Source organism: Brevibacterium sp. K72 (assembly GCF_050562175.1).
Taxonomy (GTDB): Bacteria; Actinomycetota; Actinomycetes; order Actinomycetales; family Brevibacteriaceae; genus Brevibacterium; species Brevibacterium casei.
On record NZ_CP191582.1, the window covers coordinates 2,000,520 to 2,016,400 of the forward strand.

14 protein-coding genes are annotated in these 15,881 nt (G+C 68.1%); 10 read left to right on the forward strand and 4 right to left on the reverse strand.

The window, feature by feature from the left end:
• The first annotated feature begins 1 nt into the window (after nucleotide 1).
• From ACQ1RG_RS08835 to glpK, 5 genes are all read left to right on the forward strand, one after another.
• Complete coding sequence (locus ACQ1RG_RS08835) at nucleotides 2–805, forward strand: enoyl-CoA hydratase/isomerase family protein (protein ID WP_009380610.1); 804 nt, start codon at nucleotides 2–4, stop codon at nucleotides 803–805.
• Between the two features lie 30 nt (nucleotides 806–835).
• Nucleotides 836–1,801, forward strand: a complete 966-nt coding sequence (locus ACQ1RG_RS08840; protein ID WP_009380609.1) for a Ppx/GppA phosphatase family protein — start codon at nucleotides 836–838, stop codon at nucleotides 1,799–1,801.
• Nucleotides 1,802–1,923: 122 nt separating this feature from the next.
• Nucleotides 1,924–3,657, forward strand: a complete 1,734-nt coding sequence (locus ACQ1RG_RS08845; protein WP_040342417.1) for a glycerol-3-phosphate dehydrogenase/oxidase — start codon at nucleotides 1,924–1,926, stop codon at nucleotides 3,655–3,657.
• Nucleotides 3,658–3,787: 130 nt separating this feature from the next.
• Nucleotides 3,788–4,510: an MIP/aquaporin family protein gene (locus ACQ1RG_RS08850; protein WP_040342429.1), complete on the forward strand. Its 723-nt coding sequence runs from the start codon at nucleotides 3,788–3,790 to the stop codon at nucleotides 4,508–4,510.
• Between the two features lie 69 nt (nucleotides 4,511–4,579).
• The gene (glpK, locus tag ACQ1RG_RS08855) at nucleotides 4,580–6,112 is read left to right on the forward strand and encodes a glycerol kinase GlpK (RefSeq protein ID WP_009380606.1); all 1,533 of its coding nucleotides are present in this window, start codon (nucleotides 4,580–4,582) and stop codon (nucleotides 6,110–6,112) included.
• Between the two features lie 130 nt (nucleotides 6,113–6,242).
• Here the strand turns inward: glpK and ACQ1RG_RS08860 are convergent, their stop codons facing one another.
• Nucleotides 6,243–6,782, reverse strand: coding sequence for a GNAT family N-acetyltransferase (locus ACQ1RG_RS08860; RefSeq protein ID WP_009380605.1), 540 nt, complete (start codon nucleotides 6,780–6,782; stop codon nucleotides 6,243–6,245).
• Nucleotides 6,783–6,920: 138 nt separating this feature from the next.
• On the opposite strand from ACQ1RG_RS08860, the gene ACQ1RG_RS08865 reads away from it, so the two are divergent.
• Together ACQ1RG_RS08865 and proC are read left to right on the forward strand one after the other, a co-directional pair.
• The gene (locus ACQ1RG_RS08865; protein ID WP_342474421.1) at nucleotides 6,921–8,030 is read left to right on the forward strand and encodes a sugar phosphate isomerase/epimerase family protein; all 1,110 of its coding nucleotides are present in this window, start codon (nucleotides 6,921–6,923) and stop codon (nucleotides 8,028–8,030) included.
• Nucleotides 8,031–8,196: 166 nt separating this feature from the next.
• Entirely contained in the window at nucleotides 8,197–9,033 is an 837-nt protein-coding gene (gene proC / locus ACQ1RG_RS08870; RefSeq protein WP_095376693.1) for a pyrroline-5-carboxylate reductase, read from the forward strand.
• Between the two features lie 183 nt (nucleotides 9,034–9,216).
• Here the strand turns inward: proC and ACQ1RG_RS08875 are convergent, their stop codons facing one another.
• The gene (locus ACQ1RG_RS08875; RefSeq protein ID WP_095376694.1) at nucleotides 9,217–10,095 is read right to left on the reverse strand and encodes a LuxR C-terminal-related transcriptional regulator; all 879 of its coding nucleotides are present in this window, start codon (nucleotides 10,093–10,095) and stop codon (nucleotides 9,217–9,219) included.
• Between the two features lie 110 nt (nucleotides 10,096–10,205).
• Here ACQ1RG_RS08875 and ACQ1RG_RS08880 point away from each other — a divergent pair, with 110 nt between their 5' ends.
• From ACQ1RG_RS08880 to ACQ1RG_RS08890, 3 genes are all read left to right on the forward strand, one after another.
• Complete coding sequence (locus ACQ1RG_RS08880; protein WP_009380586.1) at nucleotides 10,206–10,547, forward strand: DUF485 domain-containing protein; 342 nt, start codon at nucleotides 10,206–10,208, stop codon at nucleotides 10,545–10,547.
• Nucleotides 10,544–12,160 (forward strand): solute symporter family protein, encoded by a 1,617-nt coding sequence (locus tag ACQ1RG_RS08885; RefSeq protein ID WP_095376695.1) that lies wholly within the window; start codon nucleotides 10,544–10,546, stop codon nucleotides 12,158–12,160. The genes ACQ1RG_RS08880 and ACQ1RG_RS08885 overlap by 4 nt, the downstream gene beginning before the upstream one ends.
• Nucleotides 12,161–12,640: 480 nt before the next feature.
• A complete protein-coding gene (locus ACQ1RG_RS08890) occupies nucleotides 12,641–13,702 on the forward strand; it encodes a hypothetical protein (protein ID WP_430600051.1) in 1,062 nt (353 codons plus the stop codon).
• A 74-nt stretch (nucleotides 13,703–13,776) separates the two neighbouring features.
• Here ACQ1RG_RS08890 and ACQ1RG_RS08895 read toward each other — a convergent pair whose 3' ends face one another.
• Together ACQ1RG_RS08895 and ACQ1RG_RS08900 are read right to left on the reverse strand one after the other, a co-directional pair.
• Nucleotides 13,777–14,439: a potassium channel family protein gene (locus tag ACQ1RG_RS08895; protein WP_009380573.1), complete on the reverse strand. Its 663-nt coding sequence runs from the start codon at nucleotides 14,437–14,439 to the stop codon at nucleotides 13,777–13,779.
• The gene (locus ACQ1RG_RS08900) at nucleotides 14,432–15,850 is read right to left on the reverse strand and encodes a TrkH family potassium uptake protein (protein WP_051995634.1); all 1,419 of its coding nucleotides are present in this window, start codon (nucleotides 15,848–15,850) and stop codon (nucleotides 14,432–14,434) included. The genes ACQ1RG_RS08895 and ACQ1RG_RS08900 overlap by 8 nt, the downstream gene beginning before the upstream one ends.
• Between the last annotated feature and the right edge of the window lie 31 nt (nucleotides 15,851–15,881).

The window sequence follows — 15,881 nt, forward strand, 5'->3', positions numbered from 1 at the left end:
CATGAGCACCGACGGTCGGTCCACCCCGGGCCGGTACCGTCCGGTCGACCTCGAGGGTTTCGACTTCACCGTCACCGGTGGGGTCGGGACCCTCGTTCTCGATCGGACGGAGAAGCGCAACGCCCTGTCCCGGGCGATGTGGCGGGCTCTGCCGGAGATCATCGCCGGCGTCGACGCCGATGACACGATCGCAGCGCTGATCATCACCGGTGCCGGCGGGCACTTCTCCGCCGGATCGGACATCGCCGACCTCGACGTCCCCATCGCCGACTTCTGGGAGCTCAACTCCTCCGCCGAGGCGGCCCTGGCCTCTGCGCGGACCGTGACCATCGCCGCGATCGAGGGCAACTGCGTCGGCGGCGGCACCGAGATCGCCGCCGCCTGTGACATCCGCATCGCCGCCCCCGGGTCGACGTACGGGGTCACGGCCGCGAAGCTCGGACTCGTCTACCCGCCGGGTCCGACGAGGAGCCTCGCCCGCGTGCTCGGCGACGCGTGGGCACGGTACCTGCTGCTCACGGCCTCGATCGTCGACTTCGACCAGATGCAGCGCCTCGGCTTCATCCACGAGACCGCGGACGACCCGCTCGCCCGCGCCCAGGAGCTGGGGGAGCGCATCGCGTCCCTGTCCCAGCTCAGTCAGATCGGGGCCAAGGCCGTCCTCGACGGCGAGTTCGACGGAGGCGGGCAGCCGCCTCGGTGGCTCGATGGGGCGTACCGGGCGGAGATCGCCCGCGGCCAGGAGGCGTTCTTCGCCAAGAAGACCCCCGAGTTCGGCTTCAGCGCAGGCGACTGGCGGGGCTGAGGAGCCCCTGCCGCGGGATACACTGAGCCAATGCGCCTCGCCGTCCTCGATATCGGATCCAACAGCGTCCACCTCCTCGTCGTCGATGCCCACGTCGGGGCACCGCCGCTGCCGGCGACCTCGCACAAGGAGATCCTCCGCCTCGCCGAGTACCTCGGCCCGGACGGCTCGATCGGTGAGGAGGGCCAGCAGCGGCTGCGCGACTTCGTCGCCGAGGCAGTCGAGATCGCCGAGGACCAGGGCGCGGAGCAGATCCTCGCCTTCGCCACCTCGGCGGTCAGGGACGCCCCCAACGGGGAGGAGCTCATCGCCTCGATCAGCAAGCAGATGGGCGTCACCCTCACCGTCATGTCCGGCAGGGACGAGGCGCGGGTGACGTTCCTCGCCGCCCGCCGATGGTTCGGATGGTCGGCCGGGAAGATCCTCCTGCTCGACATCGGCGGGGGCTCGCTCGAGATCGCCGCGGGCCAGGACGAGTACCCGCAGGCGGCGGTCTCCGTCCCGCTCGGGGCCGGACGCACGTACGCCGACTTCCTGCCCGGGGAGATCCCCGACGCCGAGGACATCCACCGGCTGCGCAAGTACGCCCGCGCCCAGATCGGGCGCATCGCCGGGGAGATCAACCGCGTCGGCACCCCCGACCACGTCGTCGGCTCCTCGAAGACCTTCCGGTCGCTGGCCCGCATCGCCGGAGCCGCCCCGAGCGGGGACGGCATCTACGTCCCGCGCAAGCTCTTCCGCCGCGACCTGCCCGGCATCATCGACACCCTGTCCGCGCGCACTCCCGCCGAGCGCGCCACACTGCCCGGGGTCTCCGAGGCCCGCGCCGGTCAGGTGCTCGCCGGCGCCATCGTCGCCGAGGCGGCCTTCACGATCTTCGACATCACGGTGATGAACATCTCCCCATGGGCGCTGCGCGAAGGCATCATCATGCGGAAACTCGACCTGCTGGATTCGGCGGAGACCACCTCGGCGATGGGCAGAACCGCCGACTGAATCGATGGCCGGTCTCACAGTCGGATCTGTTCCCATTTGCTCTCCGCACCTGTTAGCTTGTGATTACCGGCCAGTCACCTTCGGCCGGCCGCCACGGGGCAGATTCCCCGATCTCTGGAGGCATGAGCGCAATGCGAAACGGCGAGCTATCCCCCTCGTTCCGTGAAGAATCCCTGCACACCATGGAAGCGACGAGTCCGGACGACCCGCTCGACGCCTTCGTCGTCGGGGGAGGGGTGACGGGAGCGGGCTCCGCCTTCGACGCCGCCACCCGCGGACTCAAGGTCGGCGTCGTCGACGCCCACGACTGGGCCTCGGGCACCTCCTCGCGGTCCTCGAAGCTCATGCACGGGGGACTGCGCTACCTCGAGATGCTCGACTTCAAACTCGTCGCCGAGGCGCTCAAGGAACGTGACCTGCTGCTCACGCACACCGCACCCCACCTCGTCGAACCCGTCGCGTTCGTCTTCCCCTTCGAGCACCGCCTCATCGACCGGGCCTTCATCGGCTCCGGCGTCCTCCTCTACGACACGATGGCCACGCGGCCCGGGCGCAAACGCGCCGTGCCGATGCACCGCCACCTCGGCAAGAAGGCGCTGAGCGCGCACTTCCCGGGCCTCGCCGACGACGCAGCGGTCGGTGCGCTCGAATACTACGACGCGAAGGTCGACGACGCCCGCTTCGTCATGACGCTCGTGCGTTCGGCCGTGAGCTTCGGCGCCGCCGCAGCCAACCACGTCTCCGTCATCGACTACCTCCACGACGGGGACCGGGTGTCCGGGGTCCGCGTGCGCGACGAGGTCTCGGGCCGTGAGTTCGACGTCTACGCCCGCCGGACCATCCTCGCCGGCGGCGTCTGGACCGAACAGCAGCAGGACCTCGCGAAGGCCGACGCCGGACTCAAGGTGCTCGCCTCGAAGGGCATCCACATCACCGTCGACCAGGACAAGATCAAGGCCGACCCGGACACCGGCATCATCTCGAAGACCGAGAAGTCCGTGCTCTTCGTCATCCCGTGGGACGGCTACTGGGTCATCGGCACCACGGACACCCCGTGGAAGGAGGACGTCGCCGCCCCGGTCGCGACCTCCGACGACATCGACTACCTCCTCGAGCACGCCAATGCGATCCTCGAGAACAAGCTCAGCCGCGACGACGTCATCGGCGTCTACTCGGGTCTGCGACCGCTCCTCCAGCCGGTGGAGAAGGACGGCGAGGCGTCGACGAAGGTCTCCCGCGAGCACACCGTCATGGAGGTCGAGCCCGGCCTCTCGGCGATCGCCGGCGGCAAGTTCACGACCTACCGGGTGATGGCCGAGGACGCCGTCGACTTCGCACTCGGCGACGAAGCCGCCGACCGGACCTCGCTCACCGAGTCCGTGCCGTTGCTCGGCGCCCAGGGCGTGGGCGCGGTCCGCCGCGGCCAGGCCGGCATCGCCGAGCGCTACGGCTGGGACGAGGCCCGGGTCAAGCGCCTCATCCGCCGCTACGGGACGATGCTCGAGGACCTCCTCGACCTCATCGACGACAACCCCGAACTCGGTCAGCCCCTGCCGGGAGCCGAGCGCTACCTCGGCGTCGAAGCCCACTACGCTGCCACCTCGGAGGGCGTCGTCCGTCTCGAGGACGTCCTCGAGCGCCGGATGCGGCTCAACTACGAGGTCAGGGACCGGGGCAAGGCCGCCGCCGAGGCGGTCGCCGAGATCATCGCCCCCGTCCTCGGCTGGGACGCGGAGAAGGTCGCCGCCGAGGTCGCGGCCTTCCGCACCCACGTCGACGCCCAGGTCGCCGCGGAGTCCACGCACGACGACGCCGCCGCGGCAGCGCTCGTCACCGACAGCTGGAGCGCACGCTAGGAGGACACGGCACACCGCCTCGGCGGGGGAGGGACGAGGACGTCGCCCCCGCCGCTCCGACCCTCACCGGGTCAACCACGATCCCCATCTCATCCCATCTCAACAAAGGAGTTCACCCACTATGGGAACGATTGGCACGATCCTCCTCCATGAGACGGCGGGCACGGCGATGCTGCTGCTGCTCGGCGTCGGCGTCGTCGCGAACGCGGTGCTCGCCAAGACCAAGGGCAATGCCGGCGGCTGGCTGATGATCTCGCTCGGCTGGGGACTTGCGGTCTTCGCCGGCGTCTACGTCGCCTACAAGTCCGGCGCCCACCTCAACCCCGCGGTGACGCTGGGCATCCTCTCCAGCGGCGCCACCGAGTACGCCCCGGGCATTCCGATCACGGTGGGCACGACCTTCGCCTACCTCTTCGCGCAGCTCCTCGGTGCCACCCTCGGTGCGATCCTCGCGTGGCTGGTCTACAAGAAGCACTACGACGCGGAAGGCGAGCCGGGCAACATCCTCGGCACCTTCTCCACCGGGCCCGAGGTGCGCAGCTACGGCTGGAACGTCCTCACCGAGGCGATCGGCACCTTCGTCCTCGTCTTCATCATCCTCCTCTTCGGCGGGACCCCCAGCGGGCTGGGACCGCTCGCCGTCGCACTTGTCGTCGTCGTCATCGGCGCCTCCCTCGGCGGGCCGACCGGCTACGCGATCAACCCTGCTCGCGACCTCGGTCCCCGCATCGCGCACACGATCCTGCCGATCCCGAACAAGGGCAGCTCCGACTGGAGCTACGCGTGGGTGCCGATCGTCGGCCCCATCCTCGGCGGCGTCCTCGCCGGCCTCGTCTCGAACGCCTTCATCTGAGAACAGTGACATCCTAGATACCACTACGAAGCTCGGCGCCCCGGGCGCCGAACGGACACAGGAGTCTTCATGAGCCAGGACAAGTACATCCTCGCAATCGACCAGGGCACCACCTCGTCGCGGGCGATCGTCTTCGACCACAACGGGCAGATCGTCTCGAGCGGGCAGCTTGAGCACGAGCAGATCTTCCCCCGCGCGGGCTGGGTCGAACACGACCCGAAGGAGATCATCCGCAACACCAACGAAGCGATCGGCCAGGCGCTGTCGCGGGCGAACATCAACCGCCACCAGCTCGAGGGCGTGGGCATCACCAACCAGCGCGAGACGACGGTGGTGTGGGACAAGAACACCGGCGAACCCGTCTACAACGCGATCGTCTGGCAGGACACGCGCACGCAGAAGATCGCCGACGAACTCGGCGGCGACGAGGGCGCCGACAAGTACAAGGACCGTGTCGGCCTGCCGTTGGCGACCTACTTCGCCGGCCCCAAGGCCAAGTGGATCCTCGACAACGTCGACGGCGCCAGGGAGGCCGCGGAGAACGGCGACCTGCTCTTCGGCACGATGGACTCGTGGGTGCTGTGGAACCTCACCGGTGGTGTCAACGGCGGAGTCCACATCACCGACGTCACCAACGCCTCGCGGACGATGCTCATGAACATCGACACCCTCGACTGGAACGAGGAGATCGCCGCCGACATGGGCATCCCGATGTCGATGCTGCCGGAGATCAAGTCGTGCTCGGAGATCTACGGCTACGGGGCGAAGAACACCCTGCTCATCGACACCCCGATCTGCGGCATCCTCGGCGACCAGCAGGCGGCGACCTTCGGGCAGGCGTGCTTCGAGAAGGGGCAGGCGAAGAACACCTACGGCACCGGCAACTTCATGCTCATCAACACCGGCACCGAGCCGGTGGCGAGCAAGAACGGCCTGCTCACGACCGTGGCCTACAAGATCGGCGAGGACGACGCGGTCTACGCTCTCGAGGGATCGGTGGCCGTGACCGGTTCGCTCGTCCAGTGGATCCGCGACAACCTCGGACTCATCAAGGACGCCCCCGAGGTCGAGGTGCTCGCGAAGCAGGTCGAGGACAACGGCGGCTGCTACATCGTGCCCGCGTTCTCCGGTCTCTTCGCCCCGCACTGGGAGTCCGACGCCCGCGGCGTCATCGTCGGCCTCACCCGGTACGTCAATAAGAACCACATCGCCCGGGCCGCCCTCGAATCGGTCGCCTTCCAGTCACGTGAGGTCCTCGATGCTATGAACCTCGACTCCGGCGTCGAGCTCACCGAGCTCAAGGTCGACGGCGGCATGGTCGCCAACGAGACGCTCATGCAGTTCCAGGCCGACCTCCTCGGCGTGCCCGTCATCCGCCCCGAGGTCATCGAGACCACGGCGCTCGGTGCCGCGTACGCAGCGGGCATCGCCGTGAAGTTCTGGAGCGGCGAGGAGGACGTGAAGAACAACTGGCACGAGGACAAGCGCTGGGAGCCGGAGATGGACGACGAGACCGTCGCCCGCGTCTACCGTCTGTGGAACAAGGCCGTCGACAAGTCCAAGGGCTGGGTCGACGAGGACGTCGAGGAGCTCTACGGCTGACGCGCGCCGTCTCAGCCGCCTTCCGGGCGCTCAGCCACCCTTCGCCGAGTGGCTGGGCGCCCTTCGGGTTGTCGGAGCCGGGTGTCTGTCGCCGGGTCAGCGGACCAGACCCCCGCCGAGGCGGCCGGACTCAGAGCTCGACCGTGTACATCCGCTCGGGCACCGCGGGTTCGACGCCGTCGTAGACGTGCGTGATCTCCGTGCGCGCCCACCCCCGCTTCTCGTAGAAGCGCATCGCCCGGTCGTTGCCCTCGGCGACCATGAGGTAGGCGCGTGCATAGCCGTCGCGGCGCAGCTCGTCCTCGAGCGCCGTGAAGAGGACGGCGGAGACGCCGGTGCCGAAGGCCTCGGGGGCGAGGTTGATGTGGGCGAGCTGACCGAGGTCCGCGGTGACGGGGAGACGGTCGAGCACCTCGGCGGGGTCACGGGGTGTGCTCACCCCGCCGAAGCCGAGGATCTGGTCGCCCGCGACGACGACGAAGTTGCGGACCCGGTTGTCGGGGTCGCTGAGCGCATGAGTCCAGTTCGCGGCGAAGCGGTCCTCGTCCAATCCGTCGAGGAACTCGTCGGCCATGATGCCGCGATAGGCGGCCCGCCATGCGGCGACGTGGATCTCGGCGAGGCGGGGGACGTCGGAGACGCGGGCGGGACGGACGTCGGCAGGAATCATGGGCACAGACTATCGGGTCACCTCGGCGAGGGGGACCTCCCGAGCCACGGCGAGGCGGCGATTCCGCGGAGACGGCGGGGGACGATTCCGAGGAAAACCGGAGCGGCAGGGCGGGCTCGGAGGACTAGACTGGTGGAGATGAGCAAGGCGAAGAAGTCGAAGTCGGGACGCAAGGTTCTGACCACGAAGAACTCGGCGCGGTCGAATTCCCGCCGCCACCGTGCGTTCTTCGCGGCGAACCAGGTCTACGACCACGACACCCACCATGTCTCCGATCATCCGATCCGGATCGGCCTCTCCTCGTCGTCGGTCTCGCCGATGACCGTCGAGGAGACGTTCGCGCAGGCCTCGTCGATCGGCTACGACGGTGTGGAGATCATGGTCACGCACAACGCCGAGACGAGGGACGTCGACCTCATCACCGGCCTCGCCGCGGACACCGGCCTCGACGTCATGTCGCTGCACGCACCGACCCTGCTCTTCCTGCCCCGCGTGCTCCACAAGTACCATTGGGAGAAGCTGCGGATCACCGCGAACCTCGCCCGCGAGGTCGGGGCGACCACCGTCGTCCTCCACCCGCCCTTCCGGTGGCAGGGAGCGTACGCGCGCGGCTTCGTCGACGGGGTGCGGAAGGTCTCCGAGGAGACCGGGGTCGTCCTCGCGGTGGAGAACATGTACCCGTGGCGGGCAGGCGTGCGTGAGATCCTCGTCTACTACCCCGACTGGAACCCCCTCGACGAGGACTACGACGCTCTCACCTTCGACTTCTCCCACGCCTCGACGGCGGGGATGAACGCGCTCGACACCGTCGCCGAGATCTTCCCCCGCCTGCGCCACGTCCACCTCACCGACGGTGCGGGTTCGCTCAAGGACGAGCACCTCGTCCCCGGGGCCGGCACCATGCCGGTGGCCGAGACGCTCCAGTACCTCGCGAAGCACAACTGGTCCGGCGACGTCGTCGTCGAGGTCAATACCCGCTTCGTCGCCAAGAAGTCCACCCGTGAGCAGATGCTCGCCGACTCCCTCGCCTTCGCCCGCAAGCACCTCGGACTCGACGGTGTGCCGGGGGAGGGGTCGGGGTCCGCGGGCTCCGGAACCGGAGTTGCAGGCGCTGGTGCACCGGACGGTGGGGCCTCCCACTCAGAGCCGACGACTCCTGGGGAGGCGACGCCTGTGGAGACCTCGCCGGAACCGGGGACTTCTCACCGGTCAGCGTCGTCGAAGCGCGCCTCCGCCGACGCAAGCTGACCATCTGACCTCGTCAGCTGCCTGCGCCGTGCCTGCGGCGTGCCCGCACGGAGGGCACCTCTTCGGAGTTCCGCCCACTCTTGTCGCGCGGTAGCGGCGCCGATTTCGCGGTCACCGGCTCCTCTGACACCATCGGGGAGGGACGACTTCAGAAAGGCAGACCTCCATGACCACGATCGCTTCCATCGGCACCGGCAATATGGGCACGGCGCTCATCAAGGGCATCCTCGACGCGGATCCGAGCATCGAGGTGCGGGCGACGACGCACTCCGCCGCCTCGGCGCAGCGCCTCGCCGCCGCCCTGCCTGCCGCCACCGTCACCTCGGTGGAGGATGATCCCGACGCCAACCGGGCGGCGGCCGAATCCGCGGACTTCGTCTTCCTCGGCGTCAAGCCGTGGATGATGGCCGAGACCGTGCGCGACCTCGCCCCCGCCCTGACCGGGCAGTCCGTGCTCGTGTCGATGGCCGCCGGCGTCTCCGCCGCCGACCTCGCCCGACTCGCCCCGAACAGCCCGATCGTGCGGATCATGCCGAACACCCCGAGCGCGATCGGCCACGGCGTCATCGCCCTGTCCCCGGCTCCCGGAGTCGACCCGACCGCCGCTGCGACTCTGCGCAGGCTGCTCTCGGGCGCAGGCCTCGTCGTCCCCCTCGACGAAGCCGAGATCCCCGCCATGACCGGGATCTCCGGGTCCGGTGTGGCGTACTTCTTCCTCCTCGCCGAGGCGATGATCACCGCCGGGGTCAAACTCGGACTCACCGAGGAGACCGCAGCGAAGATGGTCGTCGCCACCGCCGACGGCGCCGGACGCCTGCTGGCCGACAACCCTGACCCCGCGGCCCTCCGGAAGGCTGTGAGCAGCAAGGGCGGGACCACCCTGGCCGCGCTCGACACCTTCATCGACGGCGGCCTCTTCGACCTCGCCGAGGCGGCCGTCACCGCGGCCGCTGACCGCTCGCTCGAGATGGAGAAGGAGAACTCCGCCGCGATCGACGGGTGATCTGTGCGATCGGATGCGGTTCGAGCGGGCAGCGCGGGTGCGTTCGGAATCAGTCGGGCGGCAGCGGAGCCGGTCGGTCGGACTGAATCGTCGCGTTCGGGCGGGATGCCGCGGCACGGCGGCCTGAGTGCGGTGCCGAAGCCGGGCCGGGTGCCGGGGCAGGCCCGGGTGCTGGGCGTGGCGTCAGGGCAGGATGCCTGCGGCGCGCGCGACCGAGACGGCTTCGTGCCGGGTGCGTGCGGTGAGCTTGACCATCGCGGTGTTGAGGTAGGACTTCACGGTCGACTCCCGCAGTCCCAGTGCCTCGGCGATGCGGGCGTTCGACCATCCCAGGGCCACGTGCGAGAGGATGTCGGTCTCCCGTGGTGAGAGGCTCACCGATGTCGTCGGTTCGGGAGACGATTCCGGGTTGTGGCCGGAGAGGATGTCGGCGAGTCGGGCCTCGATCGAGGTAAGCCGTTCGCGGGTGGCGTCGTCGGCGACGTCGGAGCGGATCGCCCGCAGCTCGGCGAACGTGCGGCGCAGCGCTTCGCGACTCGAGGAGTCGAGGTCGGCGAGAGGCTCGACGACCGGGGTGACCGGCTGCGGACGGCGCAGTCCGAGCCGCCCGAGGTCGACGGAGAGCTGACGCACCCGGCGGACGAGGTCGCCGGTCTGCGGGGCCGCCTCGGCGTAGGCCTTGCGATGTCCGCAGTAGACCATCCCGGTGACCTCGCCGCCGAGGAGGGTGGGGACGGCGATGAGCACCTGGATGCCCTCGCCGAGGACCTCCTCGTCGTAATGGTGCGTGATGAACGGGTCGATCTCGTAGTCACGGGTGAGCTGCGGGGTGCCCTCGGTCAGGGCGCGCCCGCCGAGGCCGCGGCCGGTGCTGACGATGAGCGAGGCCAGGCCGTCCCGGCTCGCCCCGGCGACCGCCTCGACGGCGACCGCCCCCTCTTCGACCATGCCGCCGAAGACGACGTCGCCGGTGCCGTTCGCGTGCAGGGAGTCGACCGCCTCGGCGAAGAGACGGCGGGATTCGGATTTCAGCGCCCGAGCTTCCTTGGCCATGACGTTCATGTGAATACGCTACCAACTTTCGGTGGTATTCCCCATGACCGAGCGGACGATAGGTTGACGATGTGTGATTCAGACCACTGACGCTCGAACCACATTCGAATGGAGAAACCATGTCCGATCCGTCGCCGAGAGGGGTGGACTTCCTCGCCGAGGAGGAGAACCCCGAATTCAAGGCCCTCAAGCGCAAGCGCTTCTCAGTGGTGATCCCACTGTCGATCGCGTTCCTTGCGTGGTACTTCCTCTACGTCATCCTCAGCACGTACGCGCACGACTTCATGTCGACGAAGGTCGTCGGGGAGATCAACGTCGGCCTCGTGCTCGGCCTGCTGCAGTTCGTCACGACGTTCGCGATCACGATGTTCTACGTCTCGTTCGCCAACAAGAAGCTCGACCCACCGGCCACCGCGATCCGTGAGCGCCTCGAACAGGAATCGGAAGGAGTCACCCGATGACCGAGATCTTCGCTCAGGCGACCACAGAGGTCGAGAACAACCCGATCCTCAACATCACGATCTTCGCGGCCTTCGTCGCGGTCACCCTCTTCATCGTCCTGCGGGCGAGCCGGAACAACAAGACCGCGTCGGACTACTACGCGGGCGGACGGTCGTTCAGCGGGCCGCAGAACGGGTTCGCGATCTCCGGCGACTACCTCTCGGCGGCGTCGTTCCTCGGCATCTGCGGGGCGATCGCCGTCAACGGCTACGACGGGTTCCTCTACTCCATCGGCTTCCTCGTCGCCTGGCTCGTCGCGCTCCTGCTCGTCGCCGAGCTCATGCGCAACACGGGCAAGTTCACGATGGCCGATGTGCTCTCCTTCCGCCTCCGGCAGCGCCCGGTGCGCATGGCCGCGGCGATCTCGACGCTGGCCGTGTGCTTCTTCTACCTGCTCGCGCAGATGGCCGGAGCCGGCGGTCTCGTCTCGCTGCTCATGGGCATCGACGGCAAACTCGGACAGTCGCTCGTCATCGCCGTCGTCGGCGCCCTGATGATCCTCTACGTCCTCGTCGGCGGCATGAAGGGCACGACCTGGGTGCAGATCGTCAAGGCGGTCCTCCTCATCGCCGGAGCCGGGGCGATGACGATCTGGGTGCTCGCGCTCAACGGCTTCAACCTCTCGACCCTGCTCTCCAACGCAGTCGCCAATGCCGCCGAGGGAGTGGGGGAGGGCGTGCTCAATCCCGGACTCCAGTACGGCTCGAACCCGCTCGACTTCATCTCACTCGCCCTCGCGCTCGTCCTCGGCACCGCGGGTCTGCCGCACGTGCTCATGCGCTTCTACACGGTGCCCACGGCCCGGGAGGCGCGGCGGTCGGTGGTCTGGGCGATCTGGCTCATCGGCGCGTTCTATCTCTTCACCCTCGTCCTCGGCTACGGTGCGGCCGCGCTCGTCGGCGCCGATGCGATCAAGAACGCTCCCGGCGGGGTGAACTCCGCGGCTCCGCTGCTCGCCCTCCAGCTCGGGGGTCCGCTGCTCATGGGCTTCATCTCCGCGGTCGCGTTCGCCACGATCCTCGCCGTCGTCGCGGGGCTCGCGATCACCGCAGCCGCATCCTTCGCCCACGACATCTACGCGAGCGTGATCAAGAAGGGCAAGGTCGAGGACCCCGACGCTGAGGTGAAGATCGCCCGCCGCACCGTCGTCGTCATCGGCGCGGTCGCCATCCTCGGCGGGATCGGGGTGCAGGGACAGAACATCGCGTTCCTCGTCGCGCTCGCCTTCGCGGTCGCGGCGAGTGCGAACCTGCCGACGATCATCTACTCGCTGTTCTGGCGCCGCTTCACCACGCGCGGTGCGGTGTGGTCGATCTACGGCGGACTGGGCTCGGCGATCCTGCTCATCGCATTCTCCCCGGTCGTCTCCGGTTCCGAGACCGCGATGATCCCCGGCGCCGACTTCGCGATCTTCCCGCTGTCGAACCCCGGCATCATCTCCATCCCGCTCGGGTTCATCCTCGGGTGGCTCGGTTCGATCACCGACAGGACGGTCGAGAGTCCCGAGCTGGCAGCCGAGATGGACGTCCGTGCCCACACCGGCTTCGGCGCCGAGGCGGCCGTCGAGCACTAGACGAGGTGAGGCGCGCCGGTCGGCGCGGCGCTGCGGCGGGCGGCCGTTGCGGCGCTGCCTCCGACGCCCCGCTGCCGACGCCCCGCTGACCCGCTGCAGCGGCAACCGCTCGGTTCTGATCCCCAGGTAGGACTCTGATCCATGCCATCGGGATCGGAACCGAGCGGATGCCTTGTCTGCGACTTGCGCGCGCCGCGCTGTGGATGACACTGCGACCAGCCGCCGGCGTCTGGGCCTCGCCCGCGGCCAGCCGGACGAGCAATCGGTTGGGTCTGAGATCAGAGCGACGGGCATCGTCCGGGCTCGGGTGCCCTGTTCTCCGGTTGCCCGCTGCTCGCAACGATCGATGCCACTTCTGTGCGATCGGCTGTGGGAATGTCTGCGACCGGTGCTCAGATCGCCTGAGGACGCCGACGAACACTCCACAGGCCGACTGCGTCCCCATTGACGGTGCCAGTGACCCGCGGTGACCGTGTGCAGATGTACAACGTCATCCGCTCACAGGAGCTTCGAGCACACGGAGTGCACAGCCGAGTCGTCAAGTCCGCGGTGGACTGCTGTCTGCTCAGACTCACCCGCGGGATGTACAGCGTCATCCGCCGGTGCGAGAATCCCCAGCATGCGCGGATCGCCGAGCTGATCACCGATGAGGACTGGCTGCGGCGAGTCAGGGAGCACACTCAGAGCACACAGAAGCACGACTACGAATACGCCGACCTGCTCGAGAAACTCAAGATCGCGTCCTACCCCCACTACCGGGTGGATGACGTCATCTGCGGCGTCTCTGCGGCTCGCATCCACGACCTGCCGTTGTATCGTGTGGGAACCCAGCGCATCCACATCGCTTCGCCATCGCACAGACTGAGGACCGGCATCGTCAGCCGGACGACGCGAGAGGTGCCTGCAGCCGACACCGTCATGGTCGGCAAGATGCGACTCACCTCACCTGCGCTGACAAGCCTGGACCTGATTCCGCAGATCGGGGAGCCGGGGGCGTTCGCCGCGATGGAATCGGTCGTGAGGCGCTCAGTCTTCGGGGCCGAGGAGGCAAGTGCAGGGCGATTCGGATATCCGCCCGACGTGGGGCAATTAGAGCGGAAGGCGGTAGAGGAGCACTTCGCCCCCGTGCTCGCGCGTCTGCCCAAGGGGCGGGCGCGTGCCGCGCGGCTCATCGGTCGGATCGGCGCTCGCTCGGAGAGTTACGCGGAGAGCCGGTGCTCCTACAATCTCAGCGTACTCGGGCTCTGCGGGTTCGAACAGCAGGTGCAGGTCCACGAGAAAGGCCGACTCGTCGCGCGCGTCGACTTCATGGACCGGGTGGCGAAGACTGTGCTCTTCGTTGACGGGGCCGCCAAATACGTGGAGAACGGGGGAGCGCGGCTGCAGAAGGAGGCGACTCAATTCAACCGCCTGGTCGCCTTGGGCTACCGCATCGTGAGGTTCACCTTCGCCGAGGTGATGGACCTCGAAGCATTCGCGACGAAGCTCTACGGGCAAGCTCCGTGGCTGCGAGGGCGCGTGACTCGAAATCGCTCGGTGTGAATCCGTATGGCATGGATCGATCCATGCCATACGGATTCACACCGAGCGATTGCCACAGGAGAGCGCGGCGCCCCCTACGGCCGTCCGGCGAAGCGGCTGAGGAGTTCGACGTTGCCCGCGACGATGAGGAGGTCCTGCTTGCCGACGCGGGTGGTCGGTTCGGCGTACGTGAAGTCGCGGCCCGGGCTCTTGATGCCGACGATCGTCACACCGTACTTGTCGCGGACCTTCGCCTCGCCGAGGGTGAACCCCTGGATCTCCCGCGGCGGGCGCATCTTCACGACCGCGAAGTGGCCTTCGTCGAACTCGATGTACTCCATCATCCGGGAGCTCACGAGGTGGGCGACGCGGATGCCGGCATCGGACTCCGGGTAGAGGACATGGTGGGCGCCGATGCGGTGGAGGATCTTGCCGTGCGCGGGGGAGATCGCCTTCGCCCACACCTGCGAGACCCCGAGGTCGACGAGGTTCGCCGTCGTGAGCACGCTCGCCTCGATCGAGGTGCCGATGCCGACGACCGCGGTCTGGAAGTCCGCGGCACCGACCTGGCGCAGGGCGTCGATGTTCGTCGAATCGGCCTCGACGACGTGGGTGAGTTTGCCGCTCCAGTCCTTGACGAGCTCGGCGTTGTGCTCGATGGCCATGACCTCGCGTCCCAGTCGCGTGAGCGTGACCGCAGTCGCCGAGCCGAAGCGTCCGAGCCCGATGACGAGGATGGAGGAGTTCTCGTTAGCCAACGACCGGCCTTTCTTCGGGGTAGCGGTAGAGACGGGCAGAGTCCTGCATGGACAGGGCTGCCGCCAGTGTAATCGTACCGAGACGCCCGATGAGCATGAGGACGGACAGCGTGTAGAGCCCCGGTTCCGAGACCGAGGCGGACACGCCGGCGCTCAGCCCGACGGTGCCGAACGCCGAGATCACCTCGAAGAGCACCCGGTCGAGGGATTCGTCGCTGATCTGGAGCATGACGAGGGTGCCGACGAAGACGATCGTCGCGCCGGTGAGCAGGATGGAGATCGAGAGTTTGATCGTCGAGGCGGTGAGCCTGCGACCGAACACGTTGACATCGGTGAGGCCCCGCGCCTCGGCGTAGGCGGCGAGGACGAGCACGGCCACTGTGGTCACCTTGATGCCGCCCGCCGTCGATGACGACCCGCCGCCGATGAACATCATCACGTCCATGAGCAGGTGCGTCGACTGGCTCATATCGGCGACATCCATCGTCGAGAACCCGCCCGAGCGCGGCATCACGGCCATGAAGAGGACCTCCATGAGCGTGTGGCCGGCGTTCTTGTCCCCGAGGGTCTTCGGGTTGCCGGATTCGAAGAGGAGGAGGAAGACGAACCCGAGCGCGAGCACGATCGTCGTCGTCGTCAGGGTCAGGCGGGTGTGCAGGTCCCAGTTCTTCGGCCGGTTCCAGTTCATCGCGATCATGAGGACGACGGGGAACCCGAGGGAGCCGACGAAGACGCCGATCATGATGAGCGAGAGGATCCACGGATCCTCGGAGAAGTACTCGGCCCCACCCGGGTGGATCGTGAAGCCGGCGTTGTTGAACGCGGAGATCGCGTAGAACACCGAGTACCAGATCGAATCGCCGACGCTGTCGCCGCGCATGAGGAAGCGCGGGAAGAGGAGGATCGCCAGGATTGCCTCGGCGGTGAGGATCGTGACGAAGACCGTCTTGAGCAGGGTGCCGACCTGACCGAGGTTGAGCGCCGAGGTGGCCTGCTGGGCGATGAGGCGCTGCCGGACTCCCAGCCGCCTCGAGACCGCCATCCCGAGCAGCGAGGCGAGGGTGAGGATGCCGAGACCGCCGACCTGGATGCCGGCGGTGATGACGGAGATGCCGAAGTCCGACCAGTAGTCCTCGGTGACCACCGGGGTCAGGCCGGTGACGCAGACCGCGGAGACGGCGACGAAGACGGCGTTGGCGATGTGCTCGGAGAGAGGGACCGATGCGGGGTCGCGCATGCTCGCCGGCAGCATGAGGATGACGGCGAAGACAGCGACGACGGCGACGAACGAGACGATCGCCAGCCGCGCGGGGGAGGCGACGGCGAGGTCGTCGACGAAGTCGCGGACCCAGCGCCCCGGGCGCAGGAAGCGGTCGAGGCTCCAGGGGGAATTGGTGGACACAGACTCCATGGTAGGACGGACGAGGGGCGAATCCCCGTAG